Source organism: Devosia sp. YIM 151766 (assembly GCF_030285925.1).
GTDB lineage: Bacteria > Pseudomonadota > Alphaproteobacteria > Rhizobiales > Devosiaceae > Devosia.
In genome coordinates this window covers 3,259,698-3,274,918 of sequence record NZ_CP127251.1, presented here as the reverse complement: position 1 = coordinate 3,274,918, position 15,221 = coordinate 3,259,698, and the positions used below count along the sequence as shown (strand labels likewise).

Here is a 15,221-nt window from a genome sequence, read left to right as displayed (position 1 = left end):
TGACAAAGCGCTTCGGCTTGCCCATATTGGGGCCGGTTTCAACAGCAGCAAAGGTGGTCGATGCCTGAAAAGGTCAATCTGAACGCCTATTTCGAGCGAATCGGCTTTGCCGGCTCCATCGCACCTACATTGGCGACTCTGGGAATGCTGCATGCGCTGCATCCCGCGATCATCCCGTTTGAAAATCTCAATCCGCTGATGGGCGAGCCGGTGCGGCTCGACCAGCCCAGCCTGGAACGCAAGTTCCTGGCCGAAAAGCGCGGCGGCTATTGTTTCGAGCACAATCTGCTGTTCAAGCGCATGCTCGAAGACCTCGATTACACCACCCGTCCGCTCCTCGCCCGGGTGATCTGGAACAATCCCGACCATCTGGAGCGGCCGCCCAGCCATATGCTGCTGCTGGTCGAGGTCAACGGCCAGAATTATATCGCCGATGTCGGCTTTGGCGGATTGACGCTGACCGCGCCGCTGCGCCTGCGCGCCGGGGTGGAGCAGGAAACGCCGCACGAGACCTTCCGCCTCAGCGGCGGCGATCCCGACTGGACGCTGGAAGCCAGGATCGGCGAGGATTGGCGCGCCCTCTATAGCTTCAATCTCGATCCGGTCAGCGAGGACGCCATCGCCCTGCTCAACCAGGCCATCGCCGCCGACCCCGCCTCCCCGTTCACCCATGAATTGCGCGTCGCCCTGTCCCCGGGCGGACGCCGGCTCAAGCTGCATAATGCCGATTTCACCGTGCAGAGGGCCGAGGCGGACGCCGAAAAGCGCGAGATCACCCGGATGGAGACGCTGCGCTCGGTGCTGACCGAGGAATTCGGGCTGACCTTGCCCAATGACGAGCGGCTCGAACCGGCCCTGGCGCAATTCCTGCCCCCGGTCCCCCCGCCGGCCGAACCGCCGGCCGAACCGGCGCCGGAGCCGGCGCCGGAGCCGGAGCAGCCGCTCGATTCCGGACCATGATAGAGACGCTTCCGCAATGATCACCATTTTCGGCTCCACCAATCTCGACCAGATCGGTACCGTCACCCGCCTGCCCCAGCCGGGTGAAACCGTGGCGGGCGGCACCTTTTCCATGGCCCCGGGCGGCAAGGGCGCCAATCAGGCGCTGGCGGCGCGGCGCGCCGGCGCCGAGGTGCTGCATGTCTCGGCGGTGGGCGACGACGCCTTCGCCGCCCTGGCGACGCGGCTGCTCGACGAGGGCGGCGTCGACCTCTCCCAGCTCCGCAGGGCCGAGGCCGCCACCGGCATCGCCATGATCTTCGTCGACGAGCAGGGCGAGAACGTCATCGCCATCCTTCCCGGCGCCAATGGCACGCTCAGCGCCGCGGACGCCGAAACCGGCCTTAAAAATCTCGGCGCCGACGATATTCTTCTGGTCCAGCAGGAAGTGCCGCAGACCGCGACCCGCCGGGCGCTGGAAATCGCGCGGGAAAGGGGGGCGCGCAGCGTGCTCAATACCGCCCCCTACCTGGCCGACACCGCCGAACTGGCGCCGCTCGCTGATATCGTCATCGCCAATGAGACCGAATTCTCGCTGCTCTCCGGCCGGCCGATCGCCGAGCTGGACGCGGCCATGGCCGATTGGGTGCGGCAGACCGGCCGCACCATCGTCGTCACCCTCGGCCCCGATGGCGCCCGGGCCGTCACCCCCGATGGCGCGCTGGCCGTGCCAGCCCACAAGGTCGAGCCCGTCGACACGGTAGGCGCCGGCGACACCTTCTGCGGCTATCTCGCCGCCGCGCTCGATGCCGGGCTCGGGCTCGAACAGGCCCTGCGCCGCGCCGCAACGGCCGGCAGCCTCGCCTGCCTCAAACCGGGCGCCCAGCCGGCGATTCCCACCAAAGCAGAGGTCGACGCGGTTCTGAAAGCCTGAAGCCCTTCCGGCTTTGACGGAATCGGCGTCTCCCCCGCCCCCCACTCGTCACCCTCGCGCTTGACGCGAGGGCGTTACCGGCATCGCGAGAGCCCTCGCGTCAAACGCGAGGGCTCTTGCGGCAGGTCCACAAACAAAGAACCCTCGCGTCAAGCGCGAGGGTGACGAGCGGGGTGAGGCGCCGATTGCGTCAAAAGCGCAGCCGGCTCACCCTGAGCTCCGCGCGCGGACACCCAACAAAAAAGCGGGCCATGCGGCCCGCTTCTTCAAACATTGTGTTGCCCGGCGTTTACCTGGGGGCCAGCACCATGACCATCTGGCGGCCTTCCGAGCGCGGCTGGCTTTCCACCTTGGCGATGGTTTCGGTCTGTTCCCGGACCTTGAGCAGCAATTGCAGGCCCAGTTCCTGGTGCGCCATTTCGCGGCCGCGGAACCGCAGCGTCACCTTGACCCGGTCACCCTCGCCGAGGAACCGATGCACGGCCTTCATCTTGGTCTCGTAATCGTGGTCATCGATGTTCGGACGCATCTGAACTTCCTTGACCTCGATGACCTTCTGTTTCTTGCGCGTTTCGGCCGCCTTCTTCTGGGCGGCATATTTGTAGCGCCCGAGATCGAGCATCTTGGCCACGGGCGGATTGGAATTGGCGGCGATCAGAACCAGGTCGAGCCCGGCTTCCTGCGCTTCGGCCAGCGCCTCACGCGTTCCTACAATGCCGCGGTTTTCACCTTCTGCATCAATGAGTTGAACGTCGGGGCTGGTGATGTCCTCGTTGGCAAGCGGCCCATCTTTCTGGGGCGCAACGGGTCTCATGGGACGGCGAATGGCAAGCTTTCCTTATGCTATTGATACCAGGGGATGAAATCGGCTCTAAAATCGTGCTAGCGGGGCGCAAAGTCAACTGGCGCAACCAGCGATTTCTTCGCTGTTGCGCCGCAGAGACGCAGCACTTCCGCAGAAAAGAAAAGTCAGAATCCGCCCATGAGTTCCCTCAATCGATTTCGTCTCACCCTCGGCGCCGGATTCGAGGCCCGCGACATCGCGGTGGAGCAGCGCTCCGGCGCGGCGCCCGGCCTGTTCTGGCTCAACGGCTTCCGTTCGGTGATGAGCGGCGCCAAGGCCATGTCGCTCGATGCCCTGGGCGCCGAAAAGGGCCTGGCGGTCACCCGTTTCGATTATTCCGGCGACGGCCAGTCGGGCGGGCATTTCGATGACGGCACCATCAGCCGCTGGCTGGAAGAGGCCGAAGCGGTCCTCGCCCGCACCCATGGCCCGCAGATCGTCTGCGGCTCGTCGATGGGCGGCTGGATCGGCCTGTTGCTGGCGCGCCGCCAATTGGCCAAGGGCAAGCCGCTCAAAGGGCTGGTGCTGATCGCCCCGGCGGTGGACGCCACCTCTACCCTATTGCCGGCCCGCATGACCCCGGACCAGCAGCGCGACCTCGACCGGCAGGGCTATTTCGAGCGCCAAAGCCGCTATGGCGACGGGCTCTATCGCTATACCAGCAATTTCATCGCCGACGGCGCCCGGCACCAATTGCTGGGCTCGGTGATCGAAACCGGCTGCCCGGTGCATATCCTGCAGGGCGGCCAGGACCCGGACGTTCCGGCAGCCCATGCCCAGCGCCTGCTCACCCATATCCTGCACGACCCCGTCACCTTCACACTGATCCCCGATGGCGATCACCGCCTGAGCCGGGACGAAGATTTGCAGCGATTGCGCGCGGCGGTGCTGGGCATGATTTAGCGGCGCCCCATCCCTGCGCAGGCGGGGACCGCGGTTCAAGCGCCCGCAATGGTGGGATAGAGATCGACCCATCGGGGATTGGCGGTCTCAATCAACGCGATCTTCCAGGCCCGCCGCCATTTCTTCAGCCGCTTCTCGCGCAGGATGGCGTTCTCGGCGTCCTCGAAAATTTCGAAATAGACCAAGTGATGGATGTGGTAGCGGCTGGTGTGGCCCGGCACCAGCTCTTCGCGATGGATGTAAACCCGCCCGGCGAGATCACTCGTTACACCAATATAAAGCGCGCCATATTTACGACTGGCGAGGATATAAACAAAATATTGTGGTCCCATCGCCCCCCTCTAAACAGAGGTTCCCGCTTTCGCGGGAATGACTTTGGTGCAATATTGGGGGCCCGTCAACAAACTGCCAGCCACCGGAAAATTACCGCGTCATCCCCGCGCAGGCGGGGACCGCGGTTTCCTCTTACCGGACCGCCAATCTGGTCCGCTGCCTTCCTTCGGCGTCGAAATTGTCCGGTGCCAGCCAGCGTTCGAATTCGCCGCGCAGCGCCGTCCATTCGCTGTCGATGATCGAGAACCAGGCGGTGTCGCGGTTCTCGCCCTTGACGATCATGTCCTGGCGGAACAATCCTTCGAAGCGGAAGCCGAAACGGGTCGCGGCGGCCTTGGACGGTTCATTGCGATTGTTGCATTTCCATTCGAGGCGCCGATAGCCCAGATCGTCGAAGGCGTGGCGGGCGAACAGATAGAAGGCCTCCGTGGCCAGCGGCGAGCGCGCCATGGGCAGGCCCCAATAGATACCGCCGATCTCGATGGAGGCGTTATGCGGAAAGACGCGCAGCCAGCCCTGCCGGCCGACGGCGCGGCCGCTGGCCTGATCGATGACCGCGACATAGCGATCCGCTCCGTCCTGCACCGCGGCGATCCAGTCTTCGACCTCGCCGATATTGGCCGGCGGATGGCTCGGCAGCCAGCGATAGCGTTCCGCCGCCGCCGCGCCTGCGGAAATGGCGAAGAGATCGGCGGCGTGATGGGCGGCGACAGGTTCGAGCCGCACATAACGGCCTTGGAGGACCACGGGCTGGGGCGCGGATTTGGCGGGCTGGATGCTCATCGTTCACTGTCCCGGATCTGGGCGAGGCCGGCGCGGTAATCGGGATAGAGCAGCTCGATCCCCAGCGCCTGCTTGATGGCGCCATTGCTCACCCGCTTGTTGTCGCGATAAAAGCTGCGCTGCATCGGCGTCATCTCCGCCGTGTCGAAGGGCAGGTCCGGGGGCACAGCCATGCCGATCATGCCGGCGGCATGGGCGATCACGTCCTGGGGCGGCGCCGGTTCGTCATCGGCGAGATTGAAGGTTCCTGCCAGCCTGTTGGCCGCCGCCAGGCCGGTCACCCGGCCAATATCGGCGACATGGATGCGGTTGAAGACCTGGCCGGGCTTGACGATGCGCCGCGCCGTGCCCTGGCGCAATTTGTCGAATGTCGACCGCCCCGGCCCGTAAATGCCGGCCAGCCGCAGGATGCAGAGCGGCACGCCGCGCGCCGCCGCGTAATCGCGCCATTGCCGTTCGGCCAGCACCCGCAGGTCGGAGCGCATATTGCGCGGCACCAGCGGCGCGCGCTCATCGATCCATTCGCCGCCGAAATCCCCATAGACCCCGATAGTGGAATAATAGCACAGCCATTGCAGATCGGCGGCCGCATCCAGGTCCGCCCGATGCTGGCGCAGCACCGGATCGCCATCCGCATCCGGGGCGATCGACATGATCACATGCGTCATGCCTGATTTCAGGGCCGGACCCACTGCCGGCCCCGGCATCTTGCCGTCGAAAATCAGGGTCCGATGATAGCGATCCGCTAACGAATTGGCCTTATCGGCGGTCCTCACCGTTCCCAATGTGTTAACGAATTGGCCGCTTTCGTGCATGAAACGCGCGCTGCTCTGCGCCGAAAATCCCAACCCGAAAAATAAAGCCCGCATCAGACCGGTCCGTCCCATTCCGCCCGCACATCGCTATCGCTTTCGCGCCCCGATCTGTCCAGTTTTATCGCCTCGGCCCGCGCCGGATCGAGCCGCCGCAGCGCCCAGATGGCGGCGCCGCGCACCAAGGGCGAGGCATCGTCGAGCCGCGCCAGAATAGCGGGCAGTAGGTCGGCATTTCCAGAATTTCCTATGCCGATCAGGACGTTGCGGATGAACCGGCTATGGCCGATACGCTTGACCGGCGAGCCGGAAAACAGCGCCCGGAACCCGGCATCGTCCAATTGCGCCAATTCGGCCAGGGCCGGCCGCTCGAATTCGGCCCGGCTGCGCAATTTGGCCTCGCGGCTGATAGAGGCGAACTTGTTCCAGGGGCAGACGGCCAGGCAATCGTCGCAGCCATAGATGCGATTGCCCATGGGCGCGCGGAATTCGCGCGGAATTTGCCCTTTATGTTCAACGGAGTAATAGGCCAGGCACTTTCGCGCATCCAGCCGGAACGGCGCCGGAAAGGCATTGGTGGGGCAGATATCGAGGCACTTTGTGCAGGAGCCGCAGCTTTCCACATGCGGCTTATCCACGGGCAGTTCGGCCGAGGTCAGAATGGCGCCCAGAAACAGCCAGGAGCCGAAGGCCCGGCTGACCAGCACCGAATGCTTGCCCTGCCAGCCCAGGCCGGCGGCTTCGGCCAGGGGTTTTTCCATCAGGGGGGCGGTATCGACGAAGACTTTGACATCCGCTCCGCTCCGCCGCGCCAACAGGCCCGCCAATTCCTTCAGCCGCCCCTTGATGATATCGTGATAATCGCGATTGCGCGCATAGGCGGAGATGATGCCGATATCCTTTTCCGCCAGCAGGCGCATGGAATCGGTTTCGGGTCCGTAGTTCACCCCAAGTAGAATTACGGAGTGCGCCTGATCCCAGAGCCGCTGCGGATCGCCGCGCCGTTCCTCGGTCTCCGCCATCCAGTCCATGCCCGCATGCCAGTCCTCGGCCAGGGCATGGGCCAGCTTGTCCGGCAGATCGGGCCGCGCATCGGCCCGGGCGATGCCGAAGGCATCGAAGCCCAGCGCCTCGGCGCGGACCTTGAGCTCGGCAACAAGTTTTTGCGGGTCAAGCAAGATGGAGCCTGCAACCTTCATCCGGGTCATTCCCACGAAAGCGGGAACCCCTGTTTAGGTGCAAGGCCGCAAAGTCGCAAACCGAGGCCCCCGCTTTCGCGGGGACGACCCCGGTGGCAACGCCTAGAAATCGAGGTCCGCATAGCCCTTGGAGGGCGGCATGGCGACGACGCGGTCATTGAGCAGGGTGCGGAAGGCCGGGCGCGATTTGAGGCGCGAATACCAGTCGCGGGTTTCGACCGGCACTTTGGACCAATCGACATCGCCCATATAATCCAGGGTGGCGAAATGCGCGGCGAGGGCGAAATCGGCCAGGGTCAGCTCGTCGCCGCCCAGCCAGTTGCGGCTGGCCAGGAGCCAGTTGAAATAGAGCAGGTGCTCGCCCAGATTGGCCTTGGCCGCCCGCAGCACCGAGGGCTCGGGGGTGGCGCCGCGTATATCGCGCTTGGCAATTTTTTCCTCGATGAGATAACGGGTTACCTCTTCATTGAGCTTGATCAGCACCCATTCCACCAGCCGCCACATCTCGGCCCGCGCCAGCGGATCGGCTGGAAACAATCCGCCCACCGCGTCGGGCGTATAGAAATCCTCCACCGCATGGATCGTCGCCATGATGCCGATCACCGCTTCTCCGGAATCGAAGAAGAGAATGGGCAGGGTGGCGGCGGGATTGAGTTCCAGCAGGGCTTCCTCGCGCAGCCAGGGCTTGATCTCCTCCAGGTCCAGCGGCACGCCATATTCGGCGCACATCAGCCGGATGAGGCGGGAGGCGGGATCGAGGGGATAATGCACGAGGCTGGGCATGAACGACGCTCTGGTTGACGCGGACCTGCTCTATATCCTTCGGCTTGGCGCTGATAGCGAACACAGCTAAAGGATGGGCGAAGCGGCCCATGAAACGAGTTAGGGGATCAGATGAACGCCGATCAAGGTCTTTTTGTGCCCCTGGTGCTGGGAATTCTCGAAGGGCTTACCGAATTCCTGCCGGTCAGCTCCACCGGACACCTGTTGCTGGCCGGTCATTTCTTCGGTCTCAGCCAGCCGGCGACCTTCATCGTGCTGATCCAGCTCGGGGCGATCCTGGCGGTCATCACCGTCTACTTCGCTAAATTGGGCATGCTCATCCGCGATGCGCTGACCGGCAAGGCCTATGCGTGGCACTTTGCCCTGGCGGTGATCCTCGCCTCGCTTCCCGCCGTGATCGTCGGGGTGCTGTTCCGCGAATATATTCAGCAGGTAATCTACGAATCCCCGCTGGTGATCTGCATTTCGCTGCTGATCGGCGGCGTGGTGCTGCTGATCGTCGACCGCATGCCCAAGCAGGTCCGCTATGACGACATCTATGTCTTTCCCTGGCACCTGGCGCTGATCGTCGGGCTGTTCCAGATGCTGAGCCTCATTCCGGGCGTGTCGCGCTCCGGCTCCACCGTGGTCGGCGCCATGCTGTTCGGCGCCTCCAAGCGTTCGGCCGCCGAATTCACCTTCTTCATCGCCCTGCCGATCATGATCGGCGCCTTCGGCTACGATCTCTACAAGAGCCGCGACCTCATCGATATGAGCCTCGGGCTCAATATCGCCGTGGGCTTTGCCGCCGCCTTCGTGGTCGGCGCGCTGGTGGTCCGCTACCTGCTCGACTTCGTCTCGCGCCACGGCTTCGCCCCCTTCGCCTGGTGGCGGATCGCCGTGGGCGGCGCCGGGCTGATCGCTATCCTGGTTTTCGGGCTTTAGGAGCCCGGCTCGCGGCTCGTATAGGTCGAGGGGATGGAGAAGAAGGCCGGCGGAATCTCCACGTCCTGCTGCACGTCATAGAGCGAGAAGGTGAGCTCGGACCCCGAAGGTTCCACCAGGGTCCATTGCGCCAGGTCCTTGGTGTCGACGTCAAAGATCAGCGAGACCTGCACGGTGCCGGCAACCGTATTGTCGATCACCGTGATGCTGATATAGCCGTCGGACGTGGTCACATCGACCACATTGGCGTTGAGCAGGTCGATGCTGCTGCCCAGGAACTGGCGCAGCGGAATCGAATCCTGCGGATAGGCGTAATAGGTCTCCTCGCGCCGGTCGAGCACGTAGAAGCCGCGACCCTGGGAGACGATTTCCTCGCGGCTGGGCGGCGCGTAGCGGAAGGTGATCTTGTCCGGGCGCTGGAGAAAAAAGGTCCCTTCGGTGCGCCCGCCCTGGCTGTCGATCTGCAGGAACCGCCCCACCATGGTGCGGATCGCGGAATTATGGGCGTTGATCTCGGCGATCAATTGCTGCTCTTCGGGCGTCAGGGCGCGATCCAGCGCCAGGACAGGCAAAGCGGGCGCCAAGGCGGCGGCGATACCGAGCATCAGGGCATGGCGTCGAATCATGGGCGGGACATCCTCGCGGGCTTTCGATGAACGCTAATCTAGGCAGCAATTGCGGCAAGAGGTGGAAAGTTCCGCCCGTCCCCTAATAGCCATCCGCATTGTTGCCGACCAGGATTTCGCGTTTGCCGGCATGGTTTGCCGCGCTGATGACGCCTTCGCTTTCCATGCGCTCGATCAGGGTCGCCGCCTTGTTATAGCCGACGCCCAGGCGCCGCTGCACATAGGAGGTGGATGCCTTCTTGTCGGTGAGAACGACATGGACGGCCTTGTCGTAGAGCTCATCGCCCGAGCCGGCATAGCCGTCATCGCCGCCTCCTTCGCCGAAGGCGCCGTCCTCGGCCTCCTCGGTGATGTTGTCGAGATAATCCGGGCTGCCCTGGCTCTTGAGGTGAGCGACCACCGCTTCCACCTCGGCATCGGAGACGAAGGCGCCGTGCAGGCGCTTGGTGCGGCCGCCCGACGCCATATAGAGCATGTCGCCATTGCCCAGCAATTGCTCGGCGCCCTGCTCGCCAAGAATGGTGCGGCTGTCGATCTTGGACGTCACCATGAAGGAGATGCGGGTGGGGAAATTGGCCTTGATCGTGCCGGTGATGACGTCGACCGAGGGCCGCTGGGTGGCGGTGACCATGTGGATGCCGGCGGCGCGGGCCATCTGCGCCAGGCGCTGGATGGCGCCTTCGATGTCCTTGCCGGCCACCATCATCAGGTCCGCCATTTCGTCGACGATGACGACGATATAGGGCAAGGGCTCGAGATCGAATTCTTCGCTTTCGAAGATCGCCTCGCCGGTCTCGCGGTCGAAACCGGTCTGTACGGTGCGGGTAATGGTGCGGCCTTCCTTGGCGGCTTCGGCGACCCGCTGGTTGAAGCCGTCGATATTGCGCACCCCGATCTTGCTCATCTTGCGATAGCGGTCTTCCATTTCGCGCACCGCCCATTTGAGCGCCACCACCGCCTTTTGCGGGTCGGTGACCACCGGGGTCAGCAGGTGCGGAATGCCGTCATAGATCGAGAGTTCCAGCATTTTGGGGTCGATCATGATCATGCGGCACTGCTCGGGGGTCATCTGGTAGAGCAGCGAGAGAATGAAGGTATTGATGCCCACCGACTTGCCCGAACCGGTGGTGCCGGCGATGAGCAGATGCGGCATGCGCGCCAGGTCGGCGATCACCGGCTCGCCGCCAATGGTCTTGCCCAGGCAGATCGGCAGCTTGCCCTTCATCTTCTCGAAATCGGAAGAGGCGAGCATTTCGCGGAAATAGACGGTTTCGCGGCTCTGATTCGGCAATTCGATACCGATGGCATTGCGGCCCGGCACCACCGCGACGCGGGCGGAAATGGCGCTCATTGAGCGGGCAATGTCGTCGGCCAGGGAGATGACGCGGGAGGATTTGATGCCCGGAGCCGGCTCCAGCTCGAACAGCGTCACCACCGGGCCGGGGCGGACATTGATAATGTCGCCCTTGACCCCGAAGTCCTGGAGCACGGCTTCGAGCTGGCGCGCCATTGCCTCCAGCCGCGCGGGAGCATGCTCGGCCGAGGGGCCGGACCGTTTGGGTTCGGCCAGCAGGCTCAATTCCGGCAGATCGAAGCTTGCCGGCTCGTCCAGCAAGGAGCCCTGCGCTTCACGGAATACGCGCTGTCCCGGAGCAGGGCGGGGCGCCGGCGCGGTCACGGCGACGCGCGGCGCCGCCGGATCGACCGGGTGGAAACGCGAATCGCCGCGCTGGGTGCGGGCCGGCATGGGCGCATCCGGCACGAAGGGCAGGTTTTCATCCTCTCCCTCATCGGGATAATCGATGGCGGTGTCGTCATAATCGGGCTGCGCCATGATGCGGTCGCTGCCGGCGAAGCTGGGTTGGACCAGCGGGGCCGGGGAATGGATGCGGCGCTGCGATGTTGTTGCATGCGGCTCGCGGTCAAAAACCACTTCGGGCCCGCCGCCATGCAGGGTCGGCTCGGCCTGGTCGAAATCGTCCATGGCCTCGGCGGCGCGGCGTTCCTGGTGCGCGGCGCGGGCGCGGCGGAAGGCGGTGCGCAGCGAATAGCCCATATGGACCACTGCACCCATCGCCACTTCCAGCAGGGGATTGGGCTCGCTTTCCGGCGCCTCTTCGGCCTTTCGGCCGCTTGCGGGCCTGTGCTGCCTGACCGGAACGGCGGCGCCAAGCCCCATGGCGATCCAGAGCAGCGCCAGGGCCGGGGCCGCCAGGATGATGGCAAAGAGGATCGAGGTCACCGGCTGCGGATCGTCCCCGGCGATCATCGATGCCAGGGTGGAGAATATCATGCCGGCAAGGCCACCGAGCCCGGTGGGCAGGGGCCAGCTTTGCGGCATTTCAATGAAGGAAAAGACCCCGGCGAACAATAGGACCGCGCCCAGCCAGGCGCCCAGGCGCAGGCCCATATGGGTCACGGCATAGCGCCGCGACATGGCCCAGCCCCACAGCGCCAGCGGCGCGACCATGACCAGGCCGGCGAGGCCCAGGAACTGGAAGACCAGATCGGCGATTACGGCGCCCGGATAGCCCAGCCAATTCGCCGGGCTCTTGCTCGTGGCCAGCGACAGGGAGGGATCGTCCACCGACCAGGAGGCGAGCGAAGCCAGCAGCACCGCGCAGAGCGCCAGAAGCAGCAGGCCCGCCAAGCGCAGCGGAATGCGGATGGCGATGGCCGGTGGCGGCATCGGCGCCTTGGCGCTTTTGCCGGAATTGCGGCCGCGGCTACGCGAGGGCGCGGGGCGGATATCGTCGATCATGGGGACGGGATGGCTGGACATGGACACGCATTACTCGTTGCCGGCCCGCAAACCATCAGAGTGGGCCGAATGCCGCCATGCTAGCTTGGTGTAGTTAATCGCGTGCTAACCATCGCCGCTGCCGCTGCCGGGGCCGGCCGGATGCGGGCGGCGATATCGCCGCCCGAGATCGGTTCAATTGTAGGCGCGTTCGCCATGGGTCGAGAGATCGAGGCCATCGCTTTCCGCCGTGTCGGAAACCCGGAGACCGCCGAACAGGATGCGGACGATCCATAGCGCCATGAAGGTCACGGCCGCCGACCAGACGATGGCGACCGATACCGCCAGAACCTGCGTGACCAATTGGCCGCTCATGACATAGCCCTCGGCGCCGAACCCGCCCAAGGCCGGATCGGCGACGATGCCGGTGCCGATGGCGCCGACGATGCCGCCAATGCCATGGATGCCGAAGACGTCGAGACTGTCGTCATATTTCAGCTTTGGCTTGAGGCTGACCACAGCCCAGAGGCACACCAGGCCGGCGATGGCACCCAGGATGATGGCGCAGAGCGTGCCGGAGAAACCCGCCGCCGGCGTGATCGCGACCAGACCGGCCACCGCGCCGGAAAACGCGCCCAGAGCCGAGGCATGGCCGCGGGTGATTCGCTCGCCCAGGGCCCAGGCCAGGGCGGCGGCAGCGGGGGCGGTGATGGTGTTGAGAAAGGCCTGGGCGGCAACGCCGTCCGCAGCCAGGGCCGAGCCGGCATTGAAACCGAACCAGCCAACCCAGAGCAGGCTCGCGCCGATAAAGACGAAGACCAGGTTATGCGGGGCGATCGGCTCCTTCAAATAGCCGAGGCGGGGGCCAAGCACGATGGCGGCAATCAAGGCTGCGACACCTGAATTGATATGCACCACGGTGCCGCCGGCAAAATCGAGCGCACCCATATTGAACAAAAGGCCGGCGCCCGACCACACCATATGCGCCATGGGCAGATAGGAGAAGGTGAACCAGATGGCCAGGAACGCCATCACCGCGCCGAACTTCATGCGCTCGGCAATGCCGCCGACGATCAGGGTAGCGGTGATGCAGGCAAAGGTCAGCTGGAAGCAGACAAAGACCAATTCGGGAATGGTGCCGGCGAGGGTTTCGGGACCGAGAGCACCGAGCAGCACATTGGAGAAATCACCGATAAAGGCCGAGAAGCCGCCTTGTTCCGGACCGCCAAAGGCCAGGGAATAGCCATAGGTCACCCAGAGCAGGGCGATAAGGCAGAAGCCGGCAAAAACCTGGGTCAGCACCGACAGGATGTTCTTGGAACGAACCAGGCCGCCATAGAACAGGGCCAGGCCCGGGATGACCATGAGAATGACGAGGATAGTGGAAACGAGCATCCAGGCGGTGTCACCGGCATCGATGGCGGCAATTTCCTCGATTGCCACAGGCAGCTCGGCGGCAATTTCCTGGGCAAAGGCCGGCAAGACCAGCAACAGGAAGGCCGAAACGACGCTTCCCAGCATTTTTAATGTGTTGAACAACATGATGTAGCTCCGAATGGGAAGGCGGCTTAAAGCGCCGCGGCGCCGGTTTCGCCGGTGCGGATACGGGTGACGGCAAGCAGGTCGAGCACGAAGATTTTGCCGTCGCCGATGCGGCTGGTCTGGGCGGCGTCGCGAATGGACATGCTGACGGAATCGGCGAGGTCGTCGTCGACAGCGATCTCGACCTTGAGCTTGGGCAGGAAATGCACGGCATATTCCGTGCCGCGATAGATTTCGGAATGACCTTTTTGCCGGCCGTAGCCTTTCGCCTCGGTGACGGTCATGCCGTGCACGTCGAGCGAATTAAGCGCCTGCCGCACTTCTTCGAGCCGGGAGGGTTTGATGATCGCAACCACCAGTTTCATGGCAGCCCCTTTCTTGTCTTGCCTTGATAGACAGCAAGACCAGATTCAAGAGCTGTGCCAGACGGGCCCGGATCGATAAAAAGCCTTATTGAACAATAACTTCGAGAAGCCGGTGCTCCCGGACCTAGTCTGTGTCAGAGCAGGCCATGCATAATCGACGTGCATTTTTGAAAAATCGCACAATTTTTGCGCAAGCGATCCGCGGCAAGCCGTACACTTGCTTTCGTCGTCATCCGGGCGGAAAACGGGGCCATGAAGGAGTGCCGCCATGAACAAGACGCCGACGGCGCGATTTGACGTCATCATCGTCGGGGCCGGCCCGGTCGGGCTGACACTGGTGCTGACGCTGGCACGTTCGGCGCCCGGCATCAGGCTGGCGCTGGTGGATCGGCGACCATTGGGTATGCCGCGCGACAATCGAGCCTCGGCCATCGCCGCCGGTGTACGCCGCCTCTTCGAGACCCTCGGCGTCTGGCAGGAAATGGAGGCGCATTCCCAGCCCATAGCGGCGATGCGCATTACCGATTCCGGCTCGGGCGATCTGACGCGGCCCCTGCTGCTGCAATTCGACGGCGAGGTGGCACCGGGCGAGCCCTTTGCCCATATGGTGCCCAATCAGGCGAGCGGCGCCACCCTGCTCAAGCACACCGAAGGCCTGTTCGAGATGGTGGCGCCTGCCGAAATCGCCGGCTGGAGCGGCGCCGGGGCATTGGCGCAGTTGATATTGACCGATGGCAGGACGCTTGCGGCGCCGCTCATCATCGCGGCGGATGGCGCGCAATCGGGTCTGCGCCAGCGCGCCAATATCGGCACGTTCGCGCATGATTACCGGCAGATCGGGCTGGTGGCGACGATTGCCCATGAAATGCCACATGAGGGCATCGCCTATGAGCATTTCCGCCCCGCCGGCCCCTTTGCCAGCCTGCCGCTGCCCGGCAATCGCTCCTCGCTGGTCTGGGCCGAAGCGGCGGCGAGCGCTCCGCGCTTTCTCGCCATGGAGGCGGAAGAGCTCGGCATGGAAATCGAAGCCGTGATGGGATCAACCCTGGGCGCGGTCACGCTGGAAGACAAGCTGATGGGCTTTCCCCTGCGGCTGCAATTGGCGCGCAGCTTTGTCGGGCCGCGCCTGGCGCTGGTCGGAGACGCAGCCCATGTCGTGCATCCGGTCGCCGGGCAAGGCCTCAATCTGGGCCTGAAAGACGTGGCGGCGCTGACGGAAGTGGTGGTGGAGGCCATGCGATTGGGGCTCGACCATGGTGGCACCGATATTCTGGAACGCTACCAGTCCTGGCGTCGGCTCGATACCGCGGCCATGGCCCTGGTCACCGACGGGATGAACCGATTGTTTTCCAACGATGCCGCACCAATCCGGGCCCTGCGCGATTTCGGGCTGGGTCTGGTGGACCGCGCCGGCCCGGTCAAATCGGCGTTGATCCGCGCCGCCTCGGCGACGTCCGGGCCGCGCCTGCTCAACGGCTTGCCGATATAGCGCCG

Annotated in this window: 15 protein-coding genes; 5 read left to right on the top strand and 10 right to left on the bottom strand. The window is 64.3% G+C overall.

The features are described from left to right. Nucleotides 1-60 precede the first annotated feature (60 nt). Together O9Z70_RS16135 and O9Z70_RS16130 are read left to right on the top strand one after the other, a co-directional pair. Nucleotides 61-960, top strand: coding sequence for an arylamine N-acetyltransferase family protein (locus tag O9Z70_RS16135; protein ID WP_286020452.1), 900 nt, complete (start codon nt 61-63; stop codon nt 958-960). Between the two features lie 16 nt (nt 961-976). After that, a complete protein-coding gene (locus O9Z70_RS16130; RefSeq protein ID WP_286020451.1) occupies nt 977-1,873 on the top strand; it encodes a ribokinase in 897 nt (298 codons plus the stop codon). 289 nt (nt 1,874-2,162) lie between these two features. On the opposite strand, the gene infC is transcribed toward O9Z70_RS16130, so the two are convergent. Then, nucleotides 2,163-2,699: a translation initiation factor IF-3 gene (gene infC / locus O9Z70_RS16125; RefSeq protein WP_286022038.1), complete on the bottom strand. Its 537-nt coding sequence runs from the start codon at nt 2,697-2,699 to the stop codon at nt 2,163-2,165. Between the two features lie 156 nt (nt 2,700-2,855). On the opposite strand from infC, the gene O9Z70_RS16120 reads away from it, so the two are divergent. Then, nucleotides 2,856-3,620: an alpha/beta hydrolase gene (locus O9Z70_RS16120; protein WP_286020450.1), complete on the top strand. Its 765-nt coding sequence runs from the start codon at nt 2,856-2,858 to the stop codon at nt 3,618-3,620. A gap of 35 nt (nt 3,621-3,655) precedes the next feature. Here the strand turns inward: O9Z70_RS16120 and O9Z70_RS16115 are convergent, their stop codons facing one another. From O9Z70_RS16115 to O9Z70_RS16095, 5 genes are all read right to left on the bottom strand, one after another. Further along, entirely contained in the window at nt 3,656-3,952 is a 297-nt protein-coding gene (locus tag O9Z70_RS16115; protein WP_286020449.1) for a GIY-YIG nuclease family protein, read from the bottom strand. Nucleotides 3,953-4,085: 133 nt separating this feature from the next. Then, nucleotides 4,086-4,736 carry a GNAT family N-acetyltransferase gene (locus tag O9Z70_RS16110; protein ID WP_286020448.1) on the bottom strand — a complete coding sequence of 217 codons (651 nt, stop codon included), beginning with the start codon at nt 4,734-4,736 and terminating at the stop codon, nt 4,086-4,088. Next, complete coding sequence (locus O9Z70_RS16105; protein WP_286020447.1) at nt 4,733-5,605, bottom strand: NAD-dependent epimerase/dehydratase family protein; 873 nt, start codon at nt 5,603-5,605, stop codon at nt 4,733-4,735. Before O9Z70_RS16105 ends, O9Z70_RS16110 begins: the two co-directional genes overlap by 4 nt. Then, nucleotides 5,605-6,747 carry a tRNA epoxyqueuosine(34) reductase QueG gene (gene queG / locus O9Z70_RS16100; RefSeq protein ID WP_286020446.1) on the bottom strand — a complete coding sequence of 381 codons (1,143 nt, stop codon included), beginning with the start codon at nt 6,745-6,747 and terminating at the stop codon, nt 5,605-5,607. The genes O9Z70_RS16105 and queG overlap by 1 nt, the downstream gene beginning before the upstream one ends. A 102-nt stretch (nt 6,748-6,849) precedes the next feature. After that, nucleotides 6,850-7,530 (bottom strand): glutathione S-transferase family protein, encoded by a 681-nt coding sequence (locus O9Z70_RS16095; protein ID WP_286020445.1) that lies wholly within the window; start codon nt 7,528-7,530, stop codon nt 6,850-6,852. A gap of 111 nt (nt 7,531-7,641) precedes the next feature. On the opposite strand from O9Z70_RS16095, the gene O9Z70_RS16090 reads away from it, so the two are divergent. Further along, entirely contained in the window at nt 7,642-8,454 is an 813-nt protein-coding gene (locus tag O9Z70_RS16090; protein ID WP_286020444.1) for an undecaprenyl-diphosphate phosphatase, read from the top strand. Here the strand turns inward: O9Z70_RS16090 and O9Z70_RS16085 are convergent. The 4 genes from O9Z70_RS16085 to O9Z70_RS16070 form a co-directional block, all read right to left on the bottom strand. Beyond that, nucleotides 8,451-9,080, bottom strand: coding sequence for a LolA family protein (locus tag O9Z70_RS16085; RefSeq protein WP_286020443.1), 630 nt, complete (start codon nt 9,078-9,080; stop codon nt 8,451-8,453). The genes O9Z70_RS16090 and O9Z70_RS16085 overlap by 4 nt on opposite strands. A gap of 82 nt (nt 9,081-9,162) precedes the next feature. After that, nucleotides 9,163-11,862, bottom strand: coding sequence for an FtsK/SpoIIIE family DNA translocase (locus O9Z70_RS16080; protein WP_502870206.1), 2,700 nt, complete (start codon nt 11,860-11,862; stop codon nt 9,163-9,165). Nucleotides 11,863-12,015: 153 nt separating this feature from the next. After that, nucleotides 12,016-13,362, bottom strand: a complete 1,347-nt coding sequence (locus O9Z70_RS16075) for an ammonium transporter (RefSeq protein WP_286020442.1) — start codon at nt 13,360-13,362, stop codon at nt 12,016-12,018. Between the two features lie 26 nt (nt 13,363-13,388). Further along, nucleotides 13,389-13,727 (bottom strand): P-II family nitrogen regulator, encoded by a 339-nt coding sequence (locus O9Z70_RS16070; RefSeq protein WP_286020441.1) that lies wholly within the window; start codon nt 13,725-13,727, stop codon nt 13,389-13,391. Nucleotides 13,728-13,995: 268 nt separating this feature from the next. Here O9Z70_RS16070 and O9Z70_RS16065 point away from each other — a divergent pair, with 268 nt between their 5' ends. Further along, nucleotides 13,996-15,216 carry an FAD-dependent monooxygenase gene (locus O9Z70_RS16065; protein ID WP_286020440.1) on the top strand — a complete coding sequence of 407 codons (1,221 nt, stop codon included), beginning with the start codon at nt 13,996-13,998 and terminating at the stop codon, nt 15,214-15,216. Nucleotides 15,217-15,221 lie beyond the last annotated feature (5 nt).